The sequence below is a fragment of the Streptomyces sp. NPDC085927 genome, from assembly GCF_044540975.1.
GTDB lineage: Bacteria > Actinomycetota > Actinomycetes > Streptomycetales > Streptomycetaceae > Streptomyces > Streptomyces hirsutus.
This window is the reverse complement of sequence record NZ_JBITSN010000012.1, coordinates 126,890-145,050: the sequence shown is the minus strand read 5'-3', so window position 1 is coordinate 145,050 and position 18,161 is coordinate 126,890. Positions and strand designations below refer to the sequence as shown.

Annotated in this window: 13 protein-coding genes and 1 pseudogene; 6 read left to right on the top strand and 8 right to left on the bottom strand. The window is 71.4% G+C overall.

Translation table 11 applies throughout. The features are described from left to right. Window positions 1-2: 2 nt before the first annotated feature. The 6 genes and pseudogenes from ACIF80_RS27445 to ACIF80_RS27420 all read right to left on the bottom strand — a co-directional run bounded on the left by ACIF80_RS27445 (window position 3) and on the right by ACIF80_RS27420 (window position 8,588). Window positions 3-1,307, bottom strand: a complete 1,305-nt coding sequence (locus tag ACIF80_RS27445; RefSeq protein WP_399809607.1) for a M20/M25/M40 family metallo-hydrolase — start codon at window positions 1,305-1,307, stop codon at window positions 3-5. Beyond that, window positions 1,300-2,133 carry a M55 family metallopeptidase gene (locus ACIF80_RS27440; RefSeq protein ID WP_399809605.1) on the bottom strand — a complete coding sequence of 278 codons (834 nt, stop codon included), beginning with the start codon at window positions 2,131-2,133 and terminating at the stop codon, window positions 1,300-1,302. The genes ACIF80_RS27445 and ACIF80_RS27440 overlap by 8 nt, the downstream gene beginning before the upstream one ends. 213 nt (window positions 2,134-2,346) lie before the next feature. Further along, window positions 2,347-2,478 (bottom strand): annotated as a pseudogene (locus ACIF80_RS27435) (SAM-dependent methyltransferase); the annotation flags it as partial. A gap of 218 nt (window positions 2,479-2,696) precedes the next feature. Continuing rightward, window positions 2,697-5,246, bottom strand: a complete 2,550-nt coding sequence (locus tag ACIF80_RS27430) for a SpoIIE family protein phosphatase (RefSeq protein WP_399809603.1) — start codon at window positions 5,244-5,246, stop codon at window positions 2,697-2,699. A gap of 197 nt (window positions 5,247-5,443) precedes the next feature. Beyond that, window positions 5,444-7,975 (bottom strand): MFS transporter, encoded by a 2,532-nt coding sequence (locus tag ACIF80_RS27425; RefSeq protein WP_399809601.1) that lies wholly within the window; start codon window positions 7,973-7,975, stop codon window positions 5,444-5,446. 169 nt (window positions 7,976-8,144) lie between these two features. Further along, window positions 8,145-8,588, bottom strand: coding sequence for an SRPBCC family protein (locus tag ACIF80_RS27420; RefSeq protein ID WP_332431799.1), 444 nt, complete (start codon window positions 8,586-8,588; stop codon window positions 8,145-8,147). A 184-nt stretch (window positions 8,589-8,772) separates the two neighbouring features. Between ACIF80_RS27420 and ACIF80_RS27415 the strand changes: the two genes are divergently transcribed. The 3 genes from ACIF80_RS27415 (at window position 8,773) to ACIF80_RS27405 (ending at window position 12,308) form a co-directional block, all read left to right on the top strand. After that, window positions 8,773-9,930, top strand: coding sequence for an Rv2578c family radical SAM protein (locus tag ACIF80_RS27415; RefSeq protein ID WP_399809599.1), 1,158 nt, complete (start codon window positions 8,773-8,775; stop codon window positions 9,928-9,930). A gap of 133 nt (window positions 9,931-10,063) precedes the next feature. Continuing rightward, window positions 10,064-11,641, top strand: coding sequence for an alpha/beta hydrolase (locus ACIF80_RS27410; protein WP_399809597.1), 1,578 nt, complete (start codon window positions 10,064-10,066; stop codon window positions 11,639-11,641). Between the two features lie 163 nt (window positions 11,642-11,804). Beyond that, entirely contained in the window at window positions 11,805-12,308 is a 504-nt protein-coding gene (locus ACIF80_RS27405; RefSeq protein WP_399809730.1) for a GNAT family N-acetyltransferase, read from the top strand. A gap of 34 nt (window positions 12,309-12,342) precedes the next feature. On the opposite strand, the gene ACIF80_RS27400 is transcribed toward ACIF80_RS27405, so the two are convergent. Both ACIF80_RS27400 and ACIF80_RS27395 read right to left on the bottom strand, forming a co-directional pair. Beyond that, window positions 12,343-12,951: an adenylosuccinate lyase gene (locus ACIF80_RS27400; protein WP_399809595.1), complete on the bottom strand. Its 609-nt coding sequence runs from the start codon at window positions 12,949-12,951 to the stop codon at window positions 12,343-12,345. Window positions 12,952-12,956: 5 nt separating this feature from the next. Continuing rightward, window positions 12,957-13,820: an alpha/beta fold hydrolase gene (locus ACIF80_RS27395; protein ID WP_399809594.1), complete on the bottom strand. Its 864-nt coding sequence runs from the start codon at window positions 13,818-13,820 to the stop codon at window positions 12,957-12,959. Window positions 13,821-14,491: 671 nt separating this feature from the next. Between ACIF80_RS27395 and ACIF80_RS27390 the strand changes: the two genes are divergently transcribed. From ACIF80_RS27390 to ACIF80_RS27380, 3 genes are read left to right on the top strand one after another with little or no spacing between them, the layout of a single operon-like run. Further along, window positions 14,492-15,733 (top strand): glutamate-cysteine ligase family protein, encoded by a 1,242-nt coding sequence (locus ACIF80_RS27390; RefSeq protein WP_399809592.1) that lies wholly within the window; start codon window positions 14,492-14,494, stop codon window positions 15,731-15,733. Window positions 15,734-15,762: 29 nt separating this feature from the next. After that, window positions 15,763-16,875: a hypothetical protein gene (locus tag ACIF80_RS27385; RefSeq protein WP_399809590.1), complete on the top strand. Its 1,113-nt coding sequence runs from the start codon at window positions 15,763-15,765 to the stop codon at window positions 16,873-16,875. Further along, window positions 16,872-18,008 carry a hypothetical protein gene (locus tag ACIF80_RS27380; RefSeq protein ID WP_399809589.1) on the top strand — a complete coding sequence of 379 codons (1,137 nt, stop codon included), beginning with the start codon at window positions 16,872-16,874 and terminating at the stop codon, window positions 18,006-18,008. The genes ACIF80_RS27385 and ACIF80_RS27380 overlap by 4 nt, the downstream gene beginning before the upstream one ends. Window positions 18,009-18,161: the final 153 nt, after the last annotated feature.

Here is an 18,161-nt window from a genome sequence, read left to right as displayed (position 1 = left end):
GCTCAGGCCGTCCGCAGGAACCGGTCGAGGACGCGGACGCCGAAGTGGAGCGCCTCGACCGGGACGCGCTCGTCGACTCCGTGGAAGAGGGCCTGGTAGTCGAAGCCCTCCGGCAGCTTCAGCGGGGCGAAGCCGTAGCCGGTGATGCCGAGGCGGGAGAACTGCTTGGCGTCCGTGCCGCCGGACATGCAGTACGGCACGGGGTGCCCCTCGGGTGCGAACTCCTGCACCGCGGCCCGCATCCGGGCGAACGTCGTCGAGTCCACCGGCGACTGCAGGGCCGGCTCCCGGTGGTGGAACTCCCAGTCCACGCCGGGCCCGGTGAGCCGGTCCAGGGTGGCGCGGAAGTCGTCCTCGCCGCCGGGCAGGATCCGTCCGTCGATGTACGCCTCGGCCTGGCCGGGGATCACATTGACCTTGTAGCCGGCGCCCAGCATCGTCGGGTTGCTGCTGTTGCGGAGGGTGTGCTCGACGAGTTTCGCGGCCGGCCCCAGCTTGGTGAGCAGCGTGTCCACGTCGGACAGGTCGGGGTCGACGCCGTACAGGGCGGCGAGTTCGGTGAGTGCCGCGCGGACGGTCGGGGTGAGCCGCAGCGGCCACTCGTGCTCTCCGATGCGGGCGACGGCGGCCGCGAGGCGGGTCACCGCGTTGTCCCGGTTGACCTTGGAGCCGTGGCCGGCCCGCCCGTGCGCGGTGAGCTTCAGCCAGGCCGTGCCGCGTTCCCCGGCGGCGATCGGGTAGAGCTGCCGGCCGGAGCCGTCGTGGACGGTGTAGGCGCCCGATTCGCTGATGCCCTCGGTGCAGCCCTCGAAGAGCTCCGGGTGCCGGTCGGCGAGGAAGCCGGAGCCGTCCTCGGCGCTGGCCTCCTCGTCGGCGGTGAAGGCGATCACGATGTCGCGCCGGGGCCGCACGCCCTGGCGGGCCCAGGCCCGCACCACGGCGAGGATCATCGCGTCCATGTTCTTCATGTCGACGGCACCGCGCCCCCAGACCACCCCGTCGCGCACCTCGCCGGAGAAGGGGTGCACGCTCCAGTCGGCCGCCTCGGCCGGTACGACGTCGAGGTGACCGTGGACGAGGAGCGCGTCGGCCGTGGGGTCGGTGCCCGCGAGGCGCGCGACGACGTTGGTCCGGCCGGGGGTGCGCTCGAGCAGCACCGGTTCCAGGCCCGCTCCGGCCAGCCGCTCCGCCGCGTATTCGGCGGCGGGCCGCTCCTGGCAGTCACCGCCGCCCCGGTTCGTGGTGTCGATCCTGATGAGGTCGGACGTGAAGGTCACGACCTCGTCCAGAGCGTGTTCGTCAGCCATACTGCTCCTCCACCGCGGCCGAGGCGATCGTGGTGACCGCCTTGAAGGTGCGGATCCCGTCGTACATGGTCCCGCTGGTGTATGCCACTTTCCGCTCGCCGGCCCGGGTCACGCCCGGCACGACGGTGGCGGCCATGGCCAGATGCTCGGCGTCGAACTCCACCGCGACGGTGAAGGGACCGGCGGTCACCGGCTCGTGGCGCACCGCGAGCGCGGCGGCGTCCTTGGCCGCCGCACGGATGTCGGAGGCCGTCCGGGCAGGGGTCCGGCACACCGCCGCGTACCGCGACACGTGGTCCTTGACCGCGACCTTCAGCGCCTCCGGTGCGTAGCCGAGCGCGTCCTCGCAGGCCACGTCGTCGCCGGTGACCAGGACGACCGGCACCCCGTACTCGGCGACGACGGCGGCGTTGAGCAGGCCCTCGCTCGCCCGCTCGCCGTTCAGCCACACCCCGGTGATGGAGTTGGCGAGGAAGGTGTGGGCGAGGACGCCCTCCATGCCGGCGCCGGCGTGATAGCCGATGAACGCGATGCCGTCCACGTCGCCGTGCTGCACGCCCTCGACCATGGACAGCGACTTGTGCCGTCCGGTGAGCATCTCGGCCCGCTCGTCGAGCCGCTCCAGCAGGAGATTGCGCATGGTCCAGTGCGCCTCGTTGATCAGCACCTCGTCGGCGCCGCCGTCGAAGAAGCCCCGCACGGCGGCGTCGACGTCGGAAGTGAACATGGACCGGCAGCGCTCCCACTGCGGGGTGCCCGGCAACACGTCGGCCGGCCAGGTGACACCGGTGGCGCCCTCCATGTCGGCGCTGATGAGGATCTTCATGCGCCTCACGCTACGTCGTGCCGTCAAAGCTCTGCCAGGCCTGTGGAAAACTCTCACCGGCCCAGACCAATGACGGTACAGGACGCACGGGACCGCCTCCCACCTGCCCCTATACCACGCCGCAGACCGCGAGTCGGGTCCGATCCGGACCACGGGCTCCGGTCACCCGGCACGTCCCGTCACGTACCAGCCGGAGGGCAGTCCGATCAGCTACGGTTCGCACAGGGCGAGGTGGCGGGCGACGGTCAGGCTGGGTTCCGCGTCCCGGAACACACCTCCCTGCCCGCCCGGCGCCTCGCGCCGGAAGCCCTCCCACGCCTCCCGGTACCGACTGGTCACGCTCATGCCCAACTCCCCAGGGTGTGAAGCGGATCCGCCCACGTGACGGGCCGGTACGGTGTATCGCGCGCCGGGGCGCACCGACAAGGACACCGCGCATTCCTTCACGCCTCGTTCGCCTCGGATGAGCCCCTGTTCGCGTCGCGCGAGCCCCCGTTCGCGTCGGCCGGTCGTCCACTCGCGTCGAACAGGAGGCGGGGGGCGGGGGCGGGAAGCGTGCCGGATCAGCGGCGCGGCAGCGTCAGTTCGAACCAGACGCTCTTGCCGGAAGGGGTCCGGCTGCTGCCCCACTCCCGCGCGAGCCTGCTGACCACCCGCAGCCCCCGCCCGGACTCGTCCGCCGGCCCGGCGTGGAGGAGGGTGGGCAGTTCGTGGTCGTCGTCCTCCACCTCGCACAGCAGGGTGTCGCCGCGGACCAGGCGCAGCGCGACGGGCTGTGCGTGGGCGTGCCGTACGGCGTTGGTGACGAGTTCCCCGGCCATCAGCTCGGCGTTGTCGACGTGCTTCTCCAGGCCCCACTCGTAGAGCTGTTCGCGGACCATGGCGCGGGCCCGGGCGACCTCCGACGGGTCGGGGACCAGCCGCCACTCGGCGACGTGGTCGGGCTCGATGCCGCTCAGGCGTGCCATCAGCAGGGCCACGTCGTCCTTGCGGCCGCCACGCCCCGCTTCTGAGAATGTCACAGCGAGGGCGCGGATGATGGTGTCGCAGGCGTCGTCCATGGACGCGGCCGGGTGGGCGGCGGATGCGCACAGGGCCGCGAGGCCGACACCGATGTCCTCACCGCGCGCCTCGACCAGCCCGTCGGTGCACATCACCAGCCGGTCGCCGGGCTCCACACGCACGCGCACGGACTCGAACGGCACACCGCCGACGCCGATCGGGGCACCGGTGGGCAGATCCAGCAGTTCGCCGCGGCCGTCCGCCGCACGGACCAGGACGGGCGGGACATGTCCGGCGTTGGCGAGGTGGAGCTCGCTCGCGATGGGGTCGTAGACGGCGTACAGACAGGTCGCCAGGTGGGTGTCGCCCAGCCGCTGGGCAAGGTCGTCAAGGTTGCGCAGCAACTGCGCGGGCGGCAGGTCGAGCCCCGCCATGGTCTGCACGGCGGTGCGCAACCGGCCCATCGTCGCGGCGGAGTTCAGGCCGTGGCCCATGACGTCGCCGACGACGAGGGCGGTGCGGGCGCCGGGCAGCTTCACCGAGTCGAACCAGTCGCCGCCGACCCGGCCGGGCAGCGTGCCCGGCAGATGGCGGGTGGCGATGTCGCAGCCCGCCATGCGTGGCGGGAGGTGCGGGAGCATGCTGTCCCGGAGCGTCTCGGCGACGTTCTCCTGGTAGGTGTACATGCGCGCGTTGTCGAGCACCAGGCCCGCGCGGGCGGCGAGTTCGGCGCCGGTGACGCGGTCCATGTCGTTGAAGACCTGCCGCTCCGGATGGCGCAGCAGGATCATGAACCCGAGGACGACCTGACGCGCTTTCAGCGGCACGACGAGCATCGAACGGCCGGTGATCAGCGGGCGGATGTCGCGCTTCTCGAACTGCGAGGCGACGGCATCCCCCATCTGCTCGCTGATGCGCGGCACGAGGACGGGCTCGCCGGTGGTCATGCACTGGAAGAACGGGGTGTGGGCCGGGAAGGACATGGCTTCGCCGACGGGCACGACGTCGTCCCAGCGGCCGGGTTCGTCGGTGTGCTCGAGGGCGACCCGGTGCCACATGGTGGTGGTGTCGGGCACGCCCTCGTCGAAGCCCTCACCGGCGACGACCTGTTCGCGCAGATAGGTGCCGGCGACGTCGGTGAAGCGGGGCACGACGGCCTTGCCGACCTCGACGATGGTGCGGGACAGGTCGAGGGAGGTGCCGATCCGGGAGCTGACCTCGTTGAGGAACTCCAGGTGTTCGCGGACGGCGGCGTACTCGAGGTCCTCGGCCTCGGCGCGCTGGTCCTCGGGCACGGGTTCGCCGGCCGCGCGGGCCCGTGCGGCCCGTTCACGACGCGCCTCGCGTTCGGCGCGGCGGGGCACACCCCAGTCGGGGGTGACGGGCACTCGCTCGTTCCTGCTGAACTCCAGGACGGGGCAGCCCATGTCGAGGATCTGGGCGGCGATGCGGGCGCTCTCCCCGACGCTCATGCCGGGCAGGATCTCGGGGAGCCGGCGGGCCAGGTCCGCGGAGCCGGGGAAGTCGGTGTGCGGGGCGAATCCGGGGGCGATCCGCTCCAACGCCTCCGTCCCGTCGCCGTGCAGCGCGTCCGCGTCGGCGGCGAGCACCAGCAGCCGCTCGCTGCCGGGGCCGACCAGCGGGTAGGCCCACCACAGCACGTCGACACGCCCTGCCCCGGACCCGGGCGCCAAGCCGGATCCGGGCCCGGCGCCGGACTCGCGAGCGGGAACGGAGGCAGGGGCGGCGAGGCGGGCACGGCCCGCGGCCGGACAGGAAAGGCCCCGGTCGAGGGAGGATTCGAAACCGGGGCCGAGACCGTCGTGGTCCGCGTACGACGCGTACGCACCGTGCCGTCCGGCTTCTCTCTCCTCCTCGTCCCCGGGGAGGGCGCCGGAGACCGGCAGCAGATCGACGGCCGGGCGGCCGAGGGCGTCGTCCTTGGACAGCCCGAACAGGCGCCGTGCGCCTGTACTCCAGTGCGAGACCAGCCCGTCGCGGTCCACGACGACGACGGCCAGCGGGATCCGGCCGGCACCGAGGCCTTCGGTCACCGCGCCGTCCTCGGCTCCTCGGCCGGCCGGTGCGTCCCGCTCGGTGCCACGGTCCATGGCCCAGGCCCTCTCTCCCCACGGATCCCAAGATCTGTACCGCCGCACCACCGTACGGGCACGGCTGGTTGCGATGTGAGGCAATACGGGAATTGACCGCCGGCGTTCGCACCGGAGCGCACTACCTGCACGGACGTCCGTTCGCCACCTCGTTCGCGGCCTCGTTCCCGTCCCCGCCCCTGGCCCGCTCCTGTGCCTCAGTCCTCGTGTCCCAGCTGGAGGTCCCGTTCGGTGCGGTCCCCTCCGGCGACCTGGAGGACGGTCGCGACCGGCGGGTAACCGGCGGCGATGACGGTGTACTCGCCGGACGACAGGTCGACGAAGCGGAAGGTGCCGTCCGGCCCGGTGGTGAGGGTGTCGACCACGTTGCCCGCCGCGTCCAGCAGGGTCACGCGCGCGTCCTCCACGGCCCGTCCCGCGCTGCCCCGCACGGTGCCGCGCAGCACGGCGCCGCCGGCCAGTTCGACGTCCTGGCGGGTCTCCCGCGCCGCCTGGACGGTGACGGGGAGAGCGGCCGGGCGGAAGGCGGGCGCGCTCGCGGCGAGGGTGTACTCGCCGGCCACCAGTTCGGTGATCTCGTAGCCGCCCTCCCGGTCGCTGCGGGTGGTGGCGACGACCTCCCCGTGCACGTTGGTCAGGGTCACGATGGCGTCCCGTACGGGCGATCCGTCGGCGGTGAGCACGCTGCCGGCGAGGCGGCCCGCGCCGCCGAGGACGACGTCCAGTTCGACGGGCCGCTCGCCGACGGTCACGGAGACCGCCTGCGGCTGGTGCCCGCCCGCGGCCGCGATCAGGACGTACGAGCCGGAGCCGGGCGTGGCCAGCGCGTACCGCCCGTCGGCGCCGCTCGCGCCCCGCCCGATCTGCTGCCCGGCGACGTCGATGAGGGTGAGCGCGGCGCGCGGCACGACGGTCCCGTCAGGATGCTGGACGGTGCCGCAGACGGCGATGCCGGCGGGGTGCGGCGAGCGGAGCGAGGCGGGGGTCCCCCCGTCCGCGGGGCGGGGGAGGGCCTGCGGCGCGGGCGCCGTGACGTGCGGTGCGTCCGCTGCCGGGTCGGCGGTGGGGGCGTAGTGGGACACCAGGGGTTTCTCCTTGAGGAAGAAGGCGATGAGCAGGCCGAGGACGAGGACCGGCACCAGGTGGAGGAAGATGCGCGGCATGGCGTCGGCGTAGGCCTGGATGTAGAGGTCGCGCAGTGCGGGTGGCAGCGCGTGCACGAGCTGCGGGGTGATCGACTCGGCGTCGGGCAGCCCGGCGTCCTCCCCCGCGGGAAGCCGCTCGGCGAGGGCGTCGCTGAGCCGGCCGGCGAAGAGGGTGCCGAAGACGGCGGCGCCGACGCTGCCGCCGATCTGCCGGAAGTAGTTGTTGGCGCTGGTGGCGGTGCCGAGGTCGGCGGGGCGTACGGAGTTCTGCACGGCGAGGACGAGGACCGGCATCACCATGCCGATGCCGGTGCCGAGCACGGCCATCCAGATGCTGTAGTGCAGCCGGGGTGTGCCGGGCTCGAGGCGGGACAGGAGCCACATGCCGGCGACCGAGAGGGCGGTGCCGAGGAGGGGGTGCATCCGGTAGCGGCCGGTGCGGCTGATGAGCTGTCCGGAGGCGACGGAGGCGCCGACGACGCCGGCCATCATGGGCAGCATCAGCAGGCCCGACTCGGTGGCGGTGGCTCCGTCGACCATTTGCAGGTACGTCGGCAGATAGCTGGCCGCGCCGAACAGGGCGACGCCGATCACCAGGCCGACCAGGCCGGCGATGTTGAAGACGGAGTCCCTGAACAGCCTCAGCGGGATGAGGGGTTCGGCGGCGAAGCGCTCGGCGACGAGGAAGAGCAGGGTGGCCGCCGCCGCGCCCGCGCCCAGGCCCAGGACGACGCGCGAGTCCCAGGCGTACTCGGTCCCGCCCCAGCTGGTCAGCAGCACCAGGCAGGTGGAGGCGGCGGCCAGCAGCAGGGCGCCGAGGACGTCGAGGCGGGCTCGGGCGGCCGGCTTGGGGAGTTTGAGCACCAGGGCGACGACGAGCAGGGTCAGGATGCCGAGGGGCACGTTGAAGTAGAAGCACCAGCGCCACGACAGATGGTCGGTGAAGTAGCCGCCGAGGAGCGGTCCGGCGACCGAGGCGAGACCGAAGGCGGCGCCGATCAGGCCCATGAACCGCGCGCGTTCCCGTGCGGGCACGATGTCCGCGATGATCGTCTGGACCCCGATCATCAGGCCGCCCGCGCCGACGCCCTGCACCGCGCGGTAGGCGATCAGCTGGTCCATGGTCTGCGCGCGGCCCGCGAGTGCGGAGCCGACGACGAAGACGACGATCGCGAACTGGAAGACGCCCTTGCGCCCGAACAGGTCGCCGAGTTTGCCGTAGACCGGCAGTCCGATGGTGGCGGTGAGCAGATAGGCGGTGATCGCCCAGGACATCCGGTCCAGACCGTGCAGTTCGCCGACGATCTTCGGGAGCGCGGTGGCGACGATCATCTGCTCGAGGGCGGCGAGCAGCAGCGCCAGCATCAGCGCGAGGAACACCAGCCGCACCCTGCGCGGGCTCAGCCCCGGGCCGCCCTGCCCCTGTCCTTGCCCGGAATCCCGTCCCCGACCCGGCCCCGGATCCGCACCGTGCCCCGGACGGCCGGCGGATTCCGGCCCGGGGAACCGGTCCGGGGGCGGGTGCTCGGCCGGCGGCGCTGCCGCCGCGGCCGGCTCGTCCTGTGTCAGTGTGATCCCGCCCACGTGCCGCTCCCCTCGTCGCGCTGCCGCACGGTTCCCGCGTGAAAGCGACAACCAGGAGCGAGCGCGACGAGTTACGGCACACGGAAGGTTCGTACGGAGATCACTCGAACCGGTGAGGGGAGCCGGCCCGGCCCTTGATACGGCCGGGCCGGCCGCTTCACCTCGGCGGTTACTTCTCGACCTCGGTGGCGAGGTTGGCGAGCAGCGCGTCGTGGATGCGCGCGAGGCCCTTGGGGGCGAAGGTCCTCTCGAAGAAGCCGCCGATGCCTCCGGCGCCGGTCCAGGTGGTGGTCACCACGACCCGGGACCTGCCCTCCCCGGCCGGGGTGACGCGCCAGGTGGTGACCATGGACGAGTTGCGGTCCTTCTCGACCAGTTCGCCGTCGCTCGGCTCGGTGACCTCCATGAGGCAGTCGCGGACGCGCTTGCTGGTGGCCTGGAGCTTCCAGTGGACGAGGCTGCCCTCGCCGTCACCGCCCTCGCGGACCTCGTACTCGCTGTACTGCTCCGGCAGCAGCTTCCCGCGCGTGCCGCTGTAGTCGGCGAGGGCATCGAACACCGTCTCCGCGTCCGCCACGACGATCCGCTCCGTAGTGGCCTCGACCTGCGCCATCGCTTTCCTCCAGGACATGGGTTCTCGGGGGTTCGGGACAAGCCAACCACCCCCTCGCCCGGCCCCCCAAATCGGGAGTCCGGAAGTGATCGGGAGTGTGCTCAAACCAGTCGTTCGCGCGATCAAGGGAACACTTGTTCTATTGTGTGAGCCCGTGCTTGGGCCAGTACACCGAGGAGGCGTCATGCGCTGGGAGAACCTCACCCCGGACTCCGAACACAGCCGGGCCGACGCCGCACTGTTCGGCGCGGACGCGGTGACCACCCGCACCTTCGACACGCCGGAGTTCGCCGGAATCACCTTCCACGAGATCCGCGCCCGCTCGGTCCTCAACCGGGTGCCCGGGGCGTCCCGCATGCCCTTCGAATGGACCGTGAACCCCTACCGGGGGTGCACGCATGCGTGCGTCTACTGCTTCGCCCGCAAGTCGCACAGCTATCTGGACCTCGACACGGGCATCGGCTTCGACAGCCAGATCGTGGTCAAGGTGAACGCGCCCGACGTGCTGCGCCGTCAGCTCGCCGCCCGGCGCTGGCAGGGCGAGCACATAGCGATGGGCACGAACGTCGACTGCTACCAGCGCGCGGAGGGCCGCTACCGGCTGATGCCGGGCATCCTGGCCGCGCTGCGCGACCACGCGAATCCCTTCTCGATCCTCACCAAGGGCACGCTGATCCTGCGTGACCTGGAGTTGCTGCGGCAGGCCGCCGAGGTCACCGACGTCGGCATCTCGGTCTCCGTCGGCTTCACCGACACCGGACTGTGGCGCACCGTGGAGCCGGGCACGCCCGCCCCGGAGCGCCGGCTGGAGGTCGTGCGCACGCTCGCCGCCCACGGGATCGGCTGCGGGGCGCTGATGGCACCGGTGATCCCTTTCCTGGGCGACCGGCCGGAGCAACTGCGGGCCACCGTGCGGGCGATCGCCGCGGCGGGCGCCACCTCCGTCACGCCGCTCGTGCTGCACCTGCGGCCGGGGGCCCGCGAGTGGTTCATGTCCTGGCTCGGGCGGCACCATCCGTACCTCGTGAACCGGTACGAGCGGCTGTACGCGGAGGGCGCCTACGCCCCGAAGTGGTACCAGCGCAGGATCACCCGTCAGGTCCACGACCTGGCCCGTGAGTACGGCATCGGCCCCACCCGCGCGGAGATGCCCCACCGCCTCCGGCCCGCCGGACACCCGGTGACCGACTCTCCGGACCATGGATCCCCTGCCTCCGGACCCTCCGCCTCCGGACCCTCCGCCTCCGGGCCCTCCGCTTCCGGGCCTTCCGCCTCCGGCCCCTCCGCCTCCCGACACTCCGATTCCTCTACTTCGGGCCCGACCCAACTCTCGCTTCTTTAGAGGCATTCGAGGGCATCCGGCAACCCGATCGGGTCAAGAGCCGGCAGAACGCGTTCATCCAACGGCTCATTCCGGGACGATGCCGCGTGGACCGTGAGCCCGCGGTTCACCGACCTCCGTCCTGGGAGGACCCATGAGGAAACGCGCAGCAGTGCTGTGCAGTGCCGCCGCCGTCATGGCCGGGAGCCTGACGGCCCTGCCCGCCGAGGCGGCCGCACCGAGCGGCGCCGACACGTTCCGCGCGGCGAGACCCGTGTGGAAGGAGTGCGGCACCGAGAACTATCCGACGCTGCAGTGCGCGTCCGTCGAAGTACCGCTCGACCACGCCCGCCCCGAGGGGCGGAAGATCACCCTCGCGCTGTCCCGCGTTCCGCACACCGCGAAGAAGTACCAGGGCCCGCTGCTGGTCAACCCGGGCGGCCCCGGCGGCAGCGGGCTGGCGCTCGCCGGGTTCGTCGCGGCCTCGCTGCCGAAGGAGGTGGCCGCCCAGTACGACGTGATCGGCTTCGATCCGCGCGGGGTGGGCGAGAGCAGGCCCGCACTCAACTGCGAGCCGGGCTTCTTCGACCCGGTGCGGCCGAACACGGTGCCGAGCACCCGCGCGGTGGAACAGGCCAACCTCGCGCGCGTGAAGTCGTTCGCCGACGCCTGCGGCAAGAAGCACGCGGATCTCCTGCCGCACGTGAACACCACCAGCGCGGTGCGCGACATGGACGTGATCCGGCAGGCGCTGGGCGCGGAGAAGATCAATTACTTCGGCTACTCCTACGGCACGTATCTGGGCGCCGTGTACGCCAAGCTGTTCCCGGAGCGGGTACGGCGCCTGGTCCTCGACTCGGTCGTCGACCCCACCGAGGTCTGGTACGAGGCCAACCTGAACCAGGACCACGCCTTCGACGACCGCCACCGCGCCCTGATGGCCTGGATCGCCGAGCACGACGGCACCTACCGGCTCGGCACCGATCCGGAGGAGATCGAGGCCGAGTGGTACGCGATGCGCGCGGCCCTGGCCGAGAAGCCGGCCGGTGACAAGGTGGGCGCGGCCGAACTGGAGGACACCTTCCTGCCGGGCGGCTACTACAACGGCTACTGGCCCTATCTGGCGGAGGCGTTCGCGGCGTACGTGAACGAGGGCGACGTCGGACCACTGGTCAGGACGTACGAGAACTTCGGCGCGACCGACGCCGCCGGTGCCAACGGCTACAGCGTCTACACGGCGGTCGAGTGCCGGGACGCGTCCTGGCCGCGGGACTGGCGGCAGTGGCGCAAGGACAACTGGGAGGTGTACGAGCGGGCGCCGTTCATGACGTGGAACAACGCCTGGTACAACGCGGCGTGCGCGTTCTGGCCGACCGAGTCGCTGCGGCCCGTGAACGTCGTCAACGGGAAGCTGCCGCCGGCGCTGCTCTTCCAGGCCACCGACGACGCGGCCACCCCCTACCGGGGCGGCGTGACGGTCCACCAGCTGCTGGCCGGCTCCAGCCTGGTGGTGGAGCAGGACGGCGGCAACCACGGCATCACGCTGAGCGGCAACGCCTGCCTGGACGAGCACCTGACGGCCTATCTGGCCGACGGCACCGTGCCGCGCGGGCGCGGCGGGGCCGACGCGGTGTGCGAGGCCCTGCCCGACCCGACCCCGCGGACCTCGAAGGCCGCGTCCCTCACGTCCCGCGGCTCGACCCTGCACGGCCTGCTCGGCTTCCGCAGCTGAGCAGGCGGCGAGCCGTCGGGGCGGGAAGCCGGGGGCGGGGCACGGTGTTGTCGGACCCCCGGCCCACCATGAAGCCATGAGTGAACCGACCGGGACCACCACTCCCGCCCCCGCTCCCGCCGACGTCCTCCCCGCGTCCCCGGCGGGGTTCGTGCCGCGCCCGATGACGGCGGACGACTGCGCCGAGGTCGCCGGGATCCGCGTACGCGGCTGGCAGCACGCCTACAAGGGCCTCGTCCCTCAGCCGTATCTCGACGGCCTCGACATCGCGGCGGACGCCGACCGGCGGCGCGCCCGCCTGCTGGACGGCGACGGAAGCGTGCGGAACCTGGTGGCCGACGGGGGCGACGGCGGACTCCTCGGCTGGGTGGCCTTCGGCCCGTACCGGGACGGTGACACACGCACCGAGGACGCCGAGTTGTACGCCCTCTACCTCCGCCCCGAGCACATCGGCCGGGGCGTGGGCAGGGCCCTCCTCGCGACGGCGGTCCGGCACTGCGCCGTCGCCGGACACGAGCGCATGTTTCTGTGGGTCCTCGAGGGCAACGCCCACGCCCGCCGCTTCTACGAGCGGGCCGGCTTCGCCGCGGACGGCGCCGAGGAGGCCTTCGAGGTGGGCGGGGCGGTGGTGCCCGAGGTGCGGTACGCGAAGGATCTCCGCGGCTGAGCGGCCCGGCCGGCCCCCGCCGCGGAGGCCGCGGTCACCTCTGCCCCGGGATCCGCGGCGCGGACGCCCGCCGCTGCCCGGGGATCCGCGCCAGGGCCTGGACCGCCGCCTCGGCCAGGGCGGGGTGGGCCAGGGCCTCGTTCAGGACGGGTTCGGCGCGGGCGTCGCCGAGTTCGCCCAGTCCGTCCACGCAGGCGAGGGCGACCCTGCGGTACGGGTCGTGCGGGCGCAGCCGCCGCTGCAGCGTGGTGATCAGGGCGGGCACGGCCTCCGGGGCGCGCAGTGCGACGAGCAGGCGTACCGGGTGCAGGGCGTAGGCGACGCGGAGTTCGTTGGTGGCGAGGGCGGCGGCGGCACGGGCGGTGCGCGGGTCGCCGAGGCGGGCCAGGGCGTAGGCGGCGCCGGCGCAGCGCGGGGGGTCCCGGTGGTTGAGGAGAAGCACGAGGGACTCGAAGGCCCGCCGGTCCCCCGCGAGCCCCAGCCGGAAGGCGGCCAGTTCCCTGGCCCAGAGCGGCTGCCCCGGTTCGGTGAGCACGTCGGCGAGGCCGTCCGGACGGTCGGTCGCCGCCAGCCGCGTGTACTGCGCCGATCCGCCCGACTCCTGTCGCAGGCGTTCCAGGACCGAGCGGACGATTTCTCCCATCGGGATCACCCGCAGCCGAGGGATTCGAGCTCACGCGAGAGCACGGGGTGCTCGATCAAGCCGAAGTGATCGAGGTCCGTGATGGTGAAGGAGACCTTTTCCTCCGTGCAGCCCCGGCGCCGCGCAGCGGCCCGCATCTCGGGCAGATGTTCCCCGTAATCGGCGGACAGTACGATGTTGACCTTGGCGGCCATTTCCGCGACACGGGAAACGCGCGCGCCGAACTGGTCGTACCCCACGGGATCCCAGTAATTGATCATATCGTCGGCGAGTTGGTGGACCTGGCTGAAGTCTTTCGCCGCGATCCTGCTCGCATAGCTGCACAACGTCCGGAACCCTTCGAGGTCCGGTGCGAGGCCTACCAGTTTCTTCAGGGCCGGGAGGGGGTCACGGCCGTCGGCGGCGGCGAACAACTGGGAGATCGTCATGGTCGACCGGTTCGCGTTGGGATCCAGCAGCAGCGCTCCCCCGAGGGACGGGCGTCTGCCGCTCGTGCCACTGGTCCAGTGCTCCGCCAGTTGGAGCACCAGGTCCGCACCGAGGGAGAACCCCACCAGGGTGATCGGCTTGTCGGGGTTGTCACGGCCGATCCGCTCCACCAGGCCGGCCACCATCTCGACATGCCGGGACACCGGCACCGGCGGCACGCGGTCACCGGCTCTGGGCGCATAGCCGGCGAGATTGACTGCGATTGCGTGGGTTTCGTGCGACTCCAGATACTCCTGATAATCCGTGGCGTCCAGACCCAGCCCATGAAAGAACACGCTCACGGTACGAGAATCGGCCACGCGTTCCATATAGGACAACTGCCCGAAACGTCGGGTGGCCAGGCGATTGGAATGAATGAGGGTTTTCACAGGATCGACCACTCCCCAACGAGACGGAAGTCCGGACAACGCGAGTACGTCAGAGTAGTCCAGTATCCGCCTCCATTTGACGAGTCGGGGCGTTTCACGTTCAGCCCCCCGCCGCGATCCCCCCGATCAGGCCGTTCGCGGCCGGGGGCCGCGGGGCGAGAGCGGCCGCCCACCCCTCGCCGTCCCGCCCCGCCCCGGCGTCCACCACCCCACATCCGCCTCAACTCAGGTATGAGCAAGGCGACTTCAGGAATCCGTGACAGTCGTCGAACGCCGCGCGCACACCCGACCCGGACGAGTACCCCCGTCCGTCCACGCCCCGGGAACCCAGAAAATCGCACACCGAACGGCAGCCCCTCCCGCCCACCGGAACATCACCCTCGATCCACCCCCACGCGATCCGCCCCAAATACGAAGATCGTAATTCGCGCGGTGAGCAAGAGGTTCAGCTTCACCCGACCCGGGTAGAAAGGCTCTCACCCGAAAAGATTCCTGCACGGTCGCACGGGCGCCGATAGTGCGCCAATAAGCAGACAGCAATGGAACATCACGAGCCATTTACGTCAGGTGGATCCAACGGGCCGGGGGAGCGTGTTTCATTGGAAGATTCACTCAGCGAGTCGGAAGCGGCACGACTGATCTTCAGAAACGCACTGTGCCGGGACCGGGTGGGGCGAACGGGTGTGGAACTCGAATGGTTCGTTGCCCCCAGCAGCGATCCCACGCGTCGGCCCACTCGCGAGGAGCTGGCACTCCTCGCCCATCGCTTCGAGAAGCCGCTTCCCCGGGGCGGGCTGATCTCATGGGAGCCCGGCGGTCAGCTGGAGCTGAGCAGCGCCCCGCACGAGTCCCTGCGGTCGTGCCTGGAAGCCGCCGCCGCGGACCTCGCCGTCGTACGGGAACAGGCCCGTCTGCACGGGTTGAGGCTGGTCGCCGGAGGGCTCGACCCCCGGCCCCCGGAGTTCGCGGTCGCGCTGCCCCGCTACCAGGCCCTGCGCCGCTACTACGCGCGCTGGGGAAGCAGCGGTGACGCACTCCTGTGCAACACCGCCTCCGTGCAGGTGAACGTGGACGCCGGGGACGCCTCCGACGGCTGGCGCGGAAGGTCCCGGAGGTGGCTGGTCGCCAACTCGCTGGGTCCCGTGCTGATGGCGATGTTCGCCAATTCACCCGTTCGGCACGGGGAGGACCACCGGAGGGGGACCGCGTTGTCGGGGCGGCAGCTGCTGCGCTTCCAGACGGACCGCTTTCGCAGCGGCCCTCTCCCGTACGACGGTGATCCGCGGCGCGCCTGGACCCGCTACGCCCTGGACGCGAACGTCGTGGCCATCCGCCGTCCGGCCCGCGAGGACACCCGTCCGGGCGTCCTTCCGCCGGCTGCGGGCGGCCCCCGGTACCTACCGGAACCGGACGTCGACGGCGGCCGTGACTCCGCTCCGGTATGGACGACGGCGCCGGAGGGACTCTCCCTCAGGCAGTGGCTGCGCGGGGCGGGACCCGGCGGTGTGCGTCCCGAGGACGTCCTCCACCACCTCAAGACGCTGGTTCCGCCCGTGCGCGCGTGCGGGCATCTGGAGCTGCGCATGATCGATGCGCAGCACGGCGACGACTGGATGGTCCCCGTGGCCGTGGTCGCCGCCCTCATGGACGACAGAACGACCTCCGACGCGGCCGCCGGCCTCGTCTCCGGCGGCCTGCCCCCGCCCACCCGGCAGGACTGGATCGACGCGGCGCGGCGGGGCATGGCCGACCCCGGCACGGCCGACCTCGCCCAGAGGGTCATGCGTCTGGCACTGACGGGACTGCACCGGCTCGACGTGTCCCCGAGCGTCCTCGAAACGGTCGAACGTTTCGCGGACCGGCACACGTTGCGGGGGCTCGCCCCCGCGCAACGGCGATGGCTGCACCGTACGGCCGTGGCATGAACCCCGTCCCGCAAAGGAGTGAGCGCCCGGTGTTCTCCCCACGCAAGGAATCGCTTCGCGAGGCCGTGGCCGACATGTGCCACCACCAGCAGGGCAGTCACGGATGGTCCGCGTTCCACGAATGTCTGGGCGTGGTCGCCGCCTTCCGGCATCCGACGGGGCTGGACCGGCTGTTGGCCTCCCTGTGGCGGAGCCGGCCGCACATCAGCGACGCGCACACCATCACGCTGCTCGGGATAGCCGTACGGCATCACCTCCGCCGGCTCGGGGGACCGGCCGAGGTGTTCGATCCGGAGCAGCCTCTCGCCCACCGCGCGTCCGCCCTCGCGCACCTGCTGGAGACGCAGGGCCACGCCATCTCCCGCCACATGGAGTCGCACTCGAACTCCTACACCGGAGCACGGCGGTTCCTGCTTCCCCAGCTCGTCATCGGGGCCTTCGCCGAGAGCCGGGGCATGCGAGGGGTCCGCCTGCTCGACCTGGGTACCAGCATCGGGCTCCTTCCCCGGCAGCTGAACAACGAGGTGATCTTCCGTCGGTTCGCCCCGGATCTGCGCTGGCATCCGGCGGCACCGCCGTACCGGCCCATCCCGCTGGACTTCGTCTGCGGGGTCGACCGGCCGCCGCTGCCCACCCTCGAATGGGTCCGTACCTGCCACGGGCCGTCGGACTACTACGAACAGCGGCTCGCGGAAGTCCTGTGGTCACTGGAGCAGTCGTCGCTGAAACAGGCGTCACGGGAGCAGGCGTCACGGGGGCAGGCGTCGCCGGAGCAGCCTGGAAGCGCCGCCGGCGCGGTACGGCTCCTGCCGCTCGACCTGCTGGATTCGCCGCGCCTGGCCGGCTTCCTGACGGAACACCGCATCAACGTGGTCACGTGCAGCTTCGTCCTCTACCAGTACGGGAGCGAGACGAGGGAGGAGCTGGTGCGGACGGTGATGCGGGCCCTGGGGACTCCGGGGCTGCTGCTGGTGATGGAGCCCAGCCACGCGCTCGCGAGAAAGGGGTGCACCGTCCACGCCTACCGGGACGGCAGCACCGAGCCGCTGCACGTGGCCGACGTGTCCGACGCGCATTTCATGGGGGACGTCACCGTGGGTCCGGACATGAGCGCCCTGACCCGGCCGGAGGCGCACCGATGAGCCGTCACCTGCCGCAACTGGAAAGAGTGGCTTCCTTCGTCAACCGGCACCGCGCCGCCGTGGCCCTGATCGGCGGCGTCACCGGTGCGGCCATCGGCATCTACAGCGACGAGGCACGAGCGGTGATCGCCTGGACGTGGAGTCATGTCGTCGCCGGCGGAACCCTGGTGGTCCTCGCGGTCGCCGCCGTCTTCTCCCTCGCCTGGTGGGCGCGCGGGCTGGCCGAGCTCCACCGTGAGCGGCGGCGCACGGTGGTGCGGCGCCACTTCGAGATCCACGCGGACGACTTCGAGGAGGACCTGCCGTCGGACACCGCCGTCATCGGGCGGCAACTGTGGTACCTGGAGCGCAGCACCGACTCCTCCGACCTGGTCGTCCTGTTGCACGGTCTGGGTCTGGACGCGGACGACTTCCGTCCGTACATGAACGTCGCCCGCCAGCACACCGCCGCCATCACCCTGTTCGGGCACAACACCGAGGAGGCCCGGGACGGGCGCTACCGTCCGATCGGCATCGGCGTCCACACGGACCTCATCAGCGGGGCCATCAACAACCTGCAACGGCAGTACCCGTACAAGCGGTTGACGCTGGTGGGCTTCTCCGTCGGCTGCGACCTGCTCTTCCGTCTGGCCGAGCTGTGGCGGGACCACCCGGAGCGACAGCCGAAGATGCACTCCGTCCTGCTGCTGGATCCGAACATCAACCACTCCACCATGGTGATCTCCGGGAAGGTCGCCGCGCTCAATCCCGAGCAGCCGCTGGCGGAGCTGAAGCGCATAGCCCAGATCCCGGAAACCCTCGTGGAGTTCCAGAACTTCTGTGAGTACCTGCGCAAGATCAGCGGCAAGGACCTGAACCAGGTGCAGCGCTACGCGGCCGACCTCTGGGACTACTGGCAGCCCGACGGCCAGTACGACCTGTTCTTCCAGCGTCTGGAGCGGATCCGGGCCATCAGCAACACGACCCAGGTCTTCTTCTCCCTGCACTTCGAGCAGCGTTTCAACGACGTCGTCGCCCTGGCGCGGCAGCGGGGCATCCGGCAGGTCTTCGACCTGCGCAGGGTGGACCACTTCGAGTTCTGCCAGGACGCGTTCCTCAGGCACGAGGTCGGTTCTCTGATCCGGGGGCGCTGACCCGGCGAGAGGTCCAGGTCACATCGACGGGGGGCTGGCGCGCTCGTTACCCGCGAGTTAAGCTCAATCGAGCGAGTTACCCACTCGCGTTCTCGCTGTTCGTTTCTCCTCACGGTGGTTTGGTGACGCAGCCACGGTGAGTGCAGTCGGTTC

What these genes read in the sequence shown, in the direction of transcription:
- ACIF80_RS27405 (WP_399809730.1), top strand. Translation starts at nt 11,805, where the DNA reads ATGACGGCGGACGACTGCGCCGAGGTCGCCGGGATCCGCGTACGCGGC.
- ACIF80_RS27430 (WP_399809603.1), bottom strand. Translation starts at nt 5,246, where the DNA reads ATGGACCGTGGCACCGAGCGGGACGCACCGGCCGGCCGAGGAGCCGAG.
- ACIF80_RS27420 (WP_332431799.1), bottom strand. Translation starts at nt 8,588, where the DNA reads ATGGCGCAGGTCGAGGCCACTACGGAGCGGATCGTCGTGGCGGACGCG.
- ACIF80_RS27415 (WP_399809599.1), top strand. Translation starts at nt 8,773, where the DNA reads ATGCGCTGGGAGAACCTCACCCCGGACTCCGAACACAGCCGGGCCGAC.
- ACIF80_RS27440 (WP_399809605.1), bottom strand. Translation starts at nt 2,133, where the DNA reads ATGAAGATCCTCATCAGCGCCGACATGGAGGGCGCCACCGGTGTCACC.
- ACIF80_RS27445 (WP_399809607.1), bottom strand. Translation starts at nt 1,307, where the DNA reads ATGGCTGACGAACACGCTCTGGACGAGGTCGTGACCTTCACGTCCGAC.
- ACIF80_RS27380 (WP_399809589.1), top strand. Translation starts at nt 16,872, where the DNA reads ATGAGCCGTCACCTGCCGCAACTGGAAAGAGTGGCTTCCTTCGTCAAC.
- ACIF80_RS27400 (WP_399809595.1), bottom strand. Translation starts at nt 12,951, where the DNA reads ATGGGAGAAATCGTCCGCTCGGTCCTGGAACGCCTGCGACAGGAGTCG.
- ACIF80_RS27410 (WP_399809597.1), top strand. Translation starts at nt 10,064, where the DNA reads ATGAGGAAACGCGCAGCAGTGCTGTGCAGTGCCGCCGCCGTCATGGCC.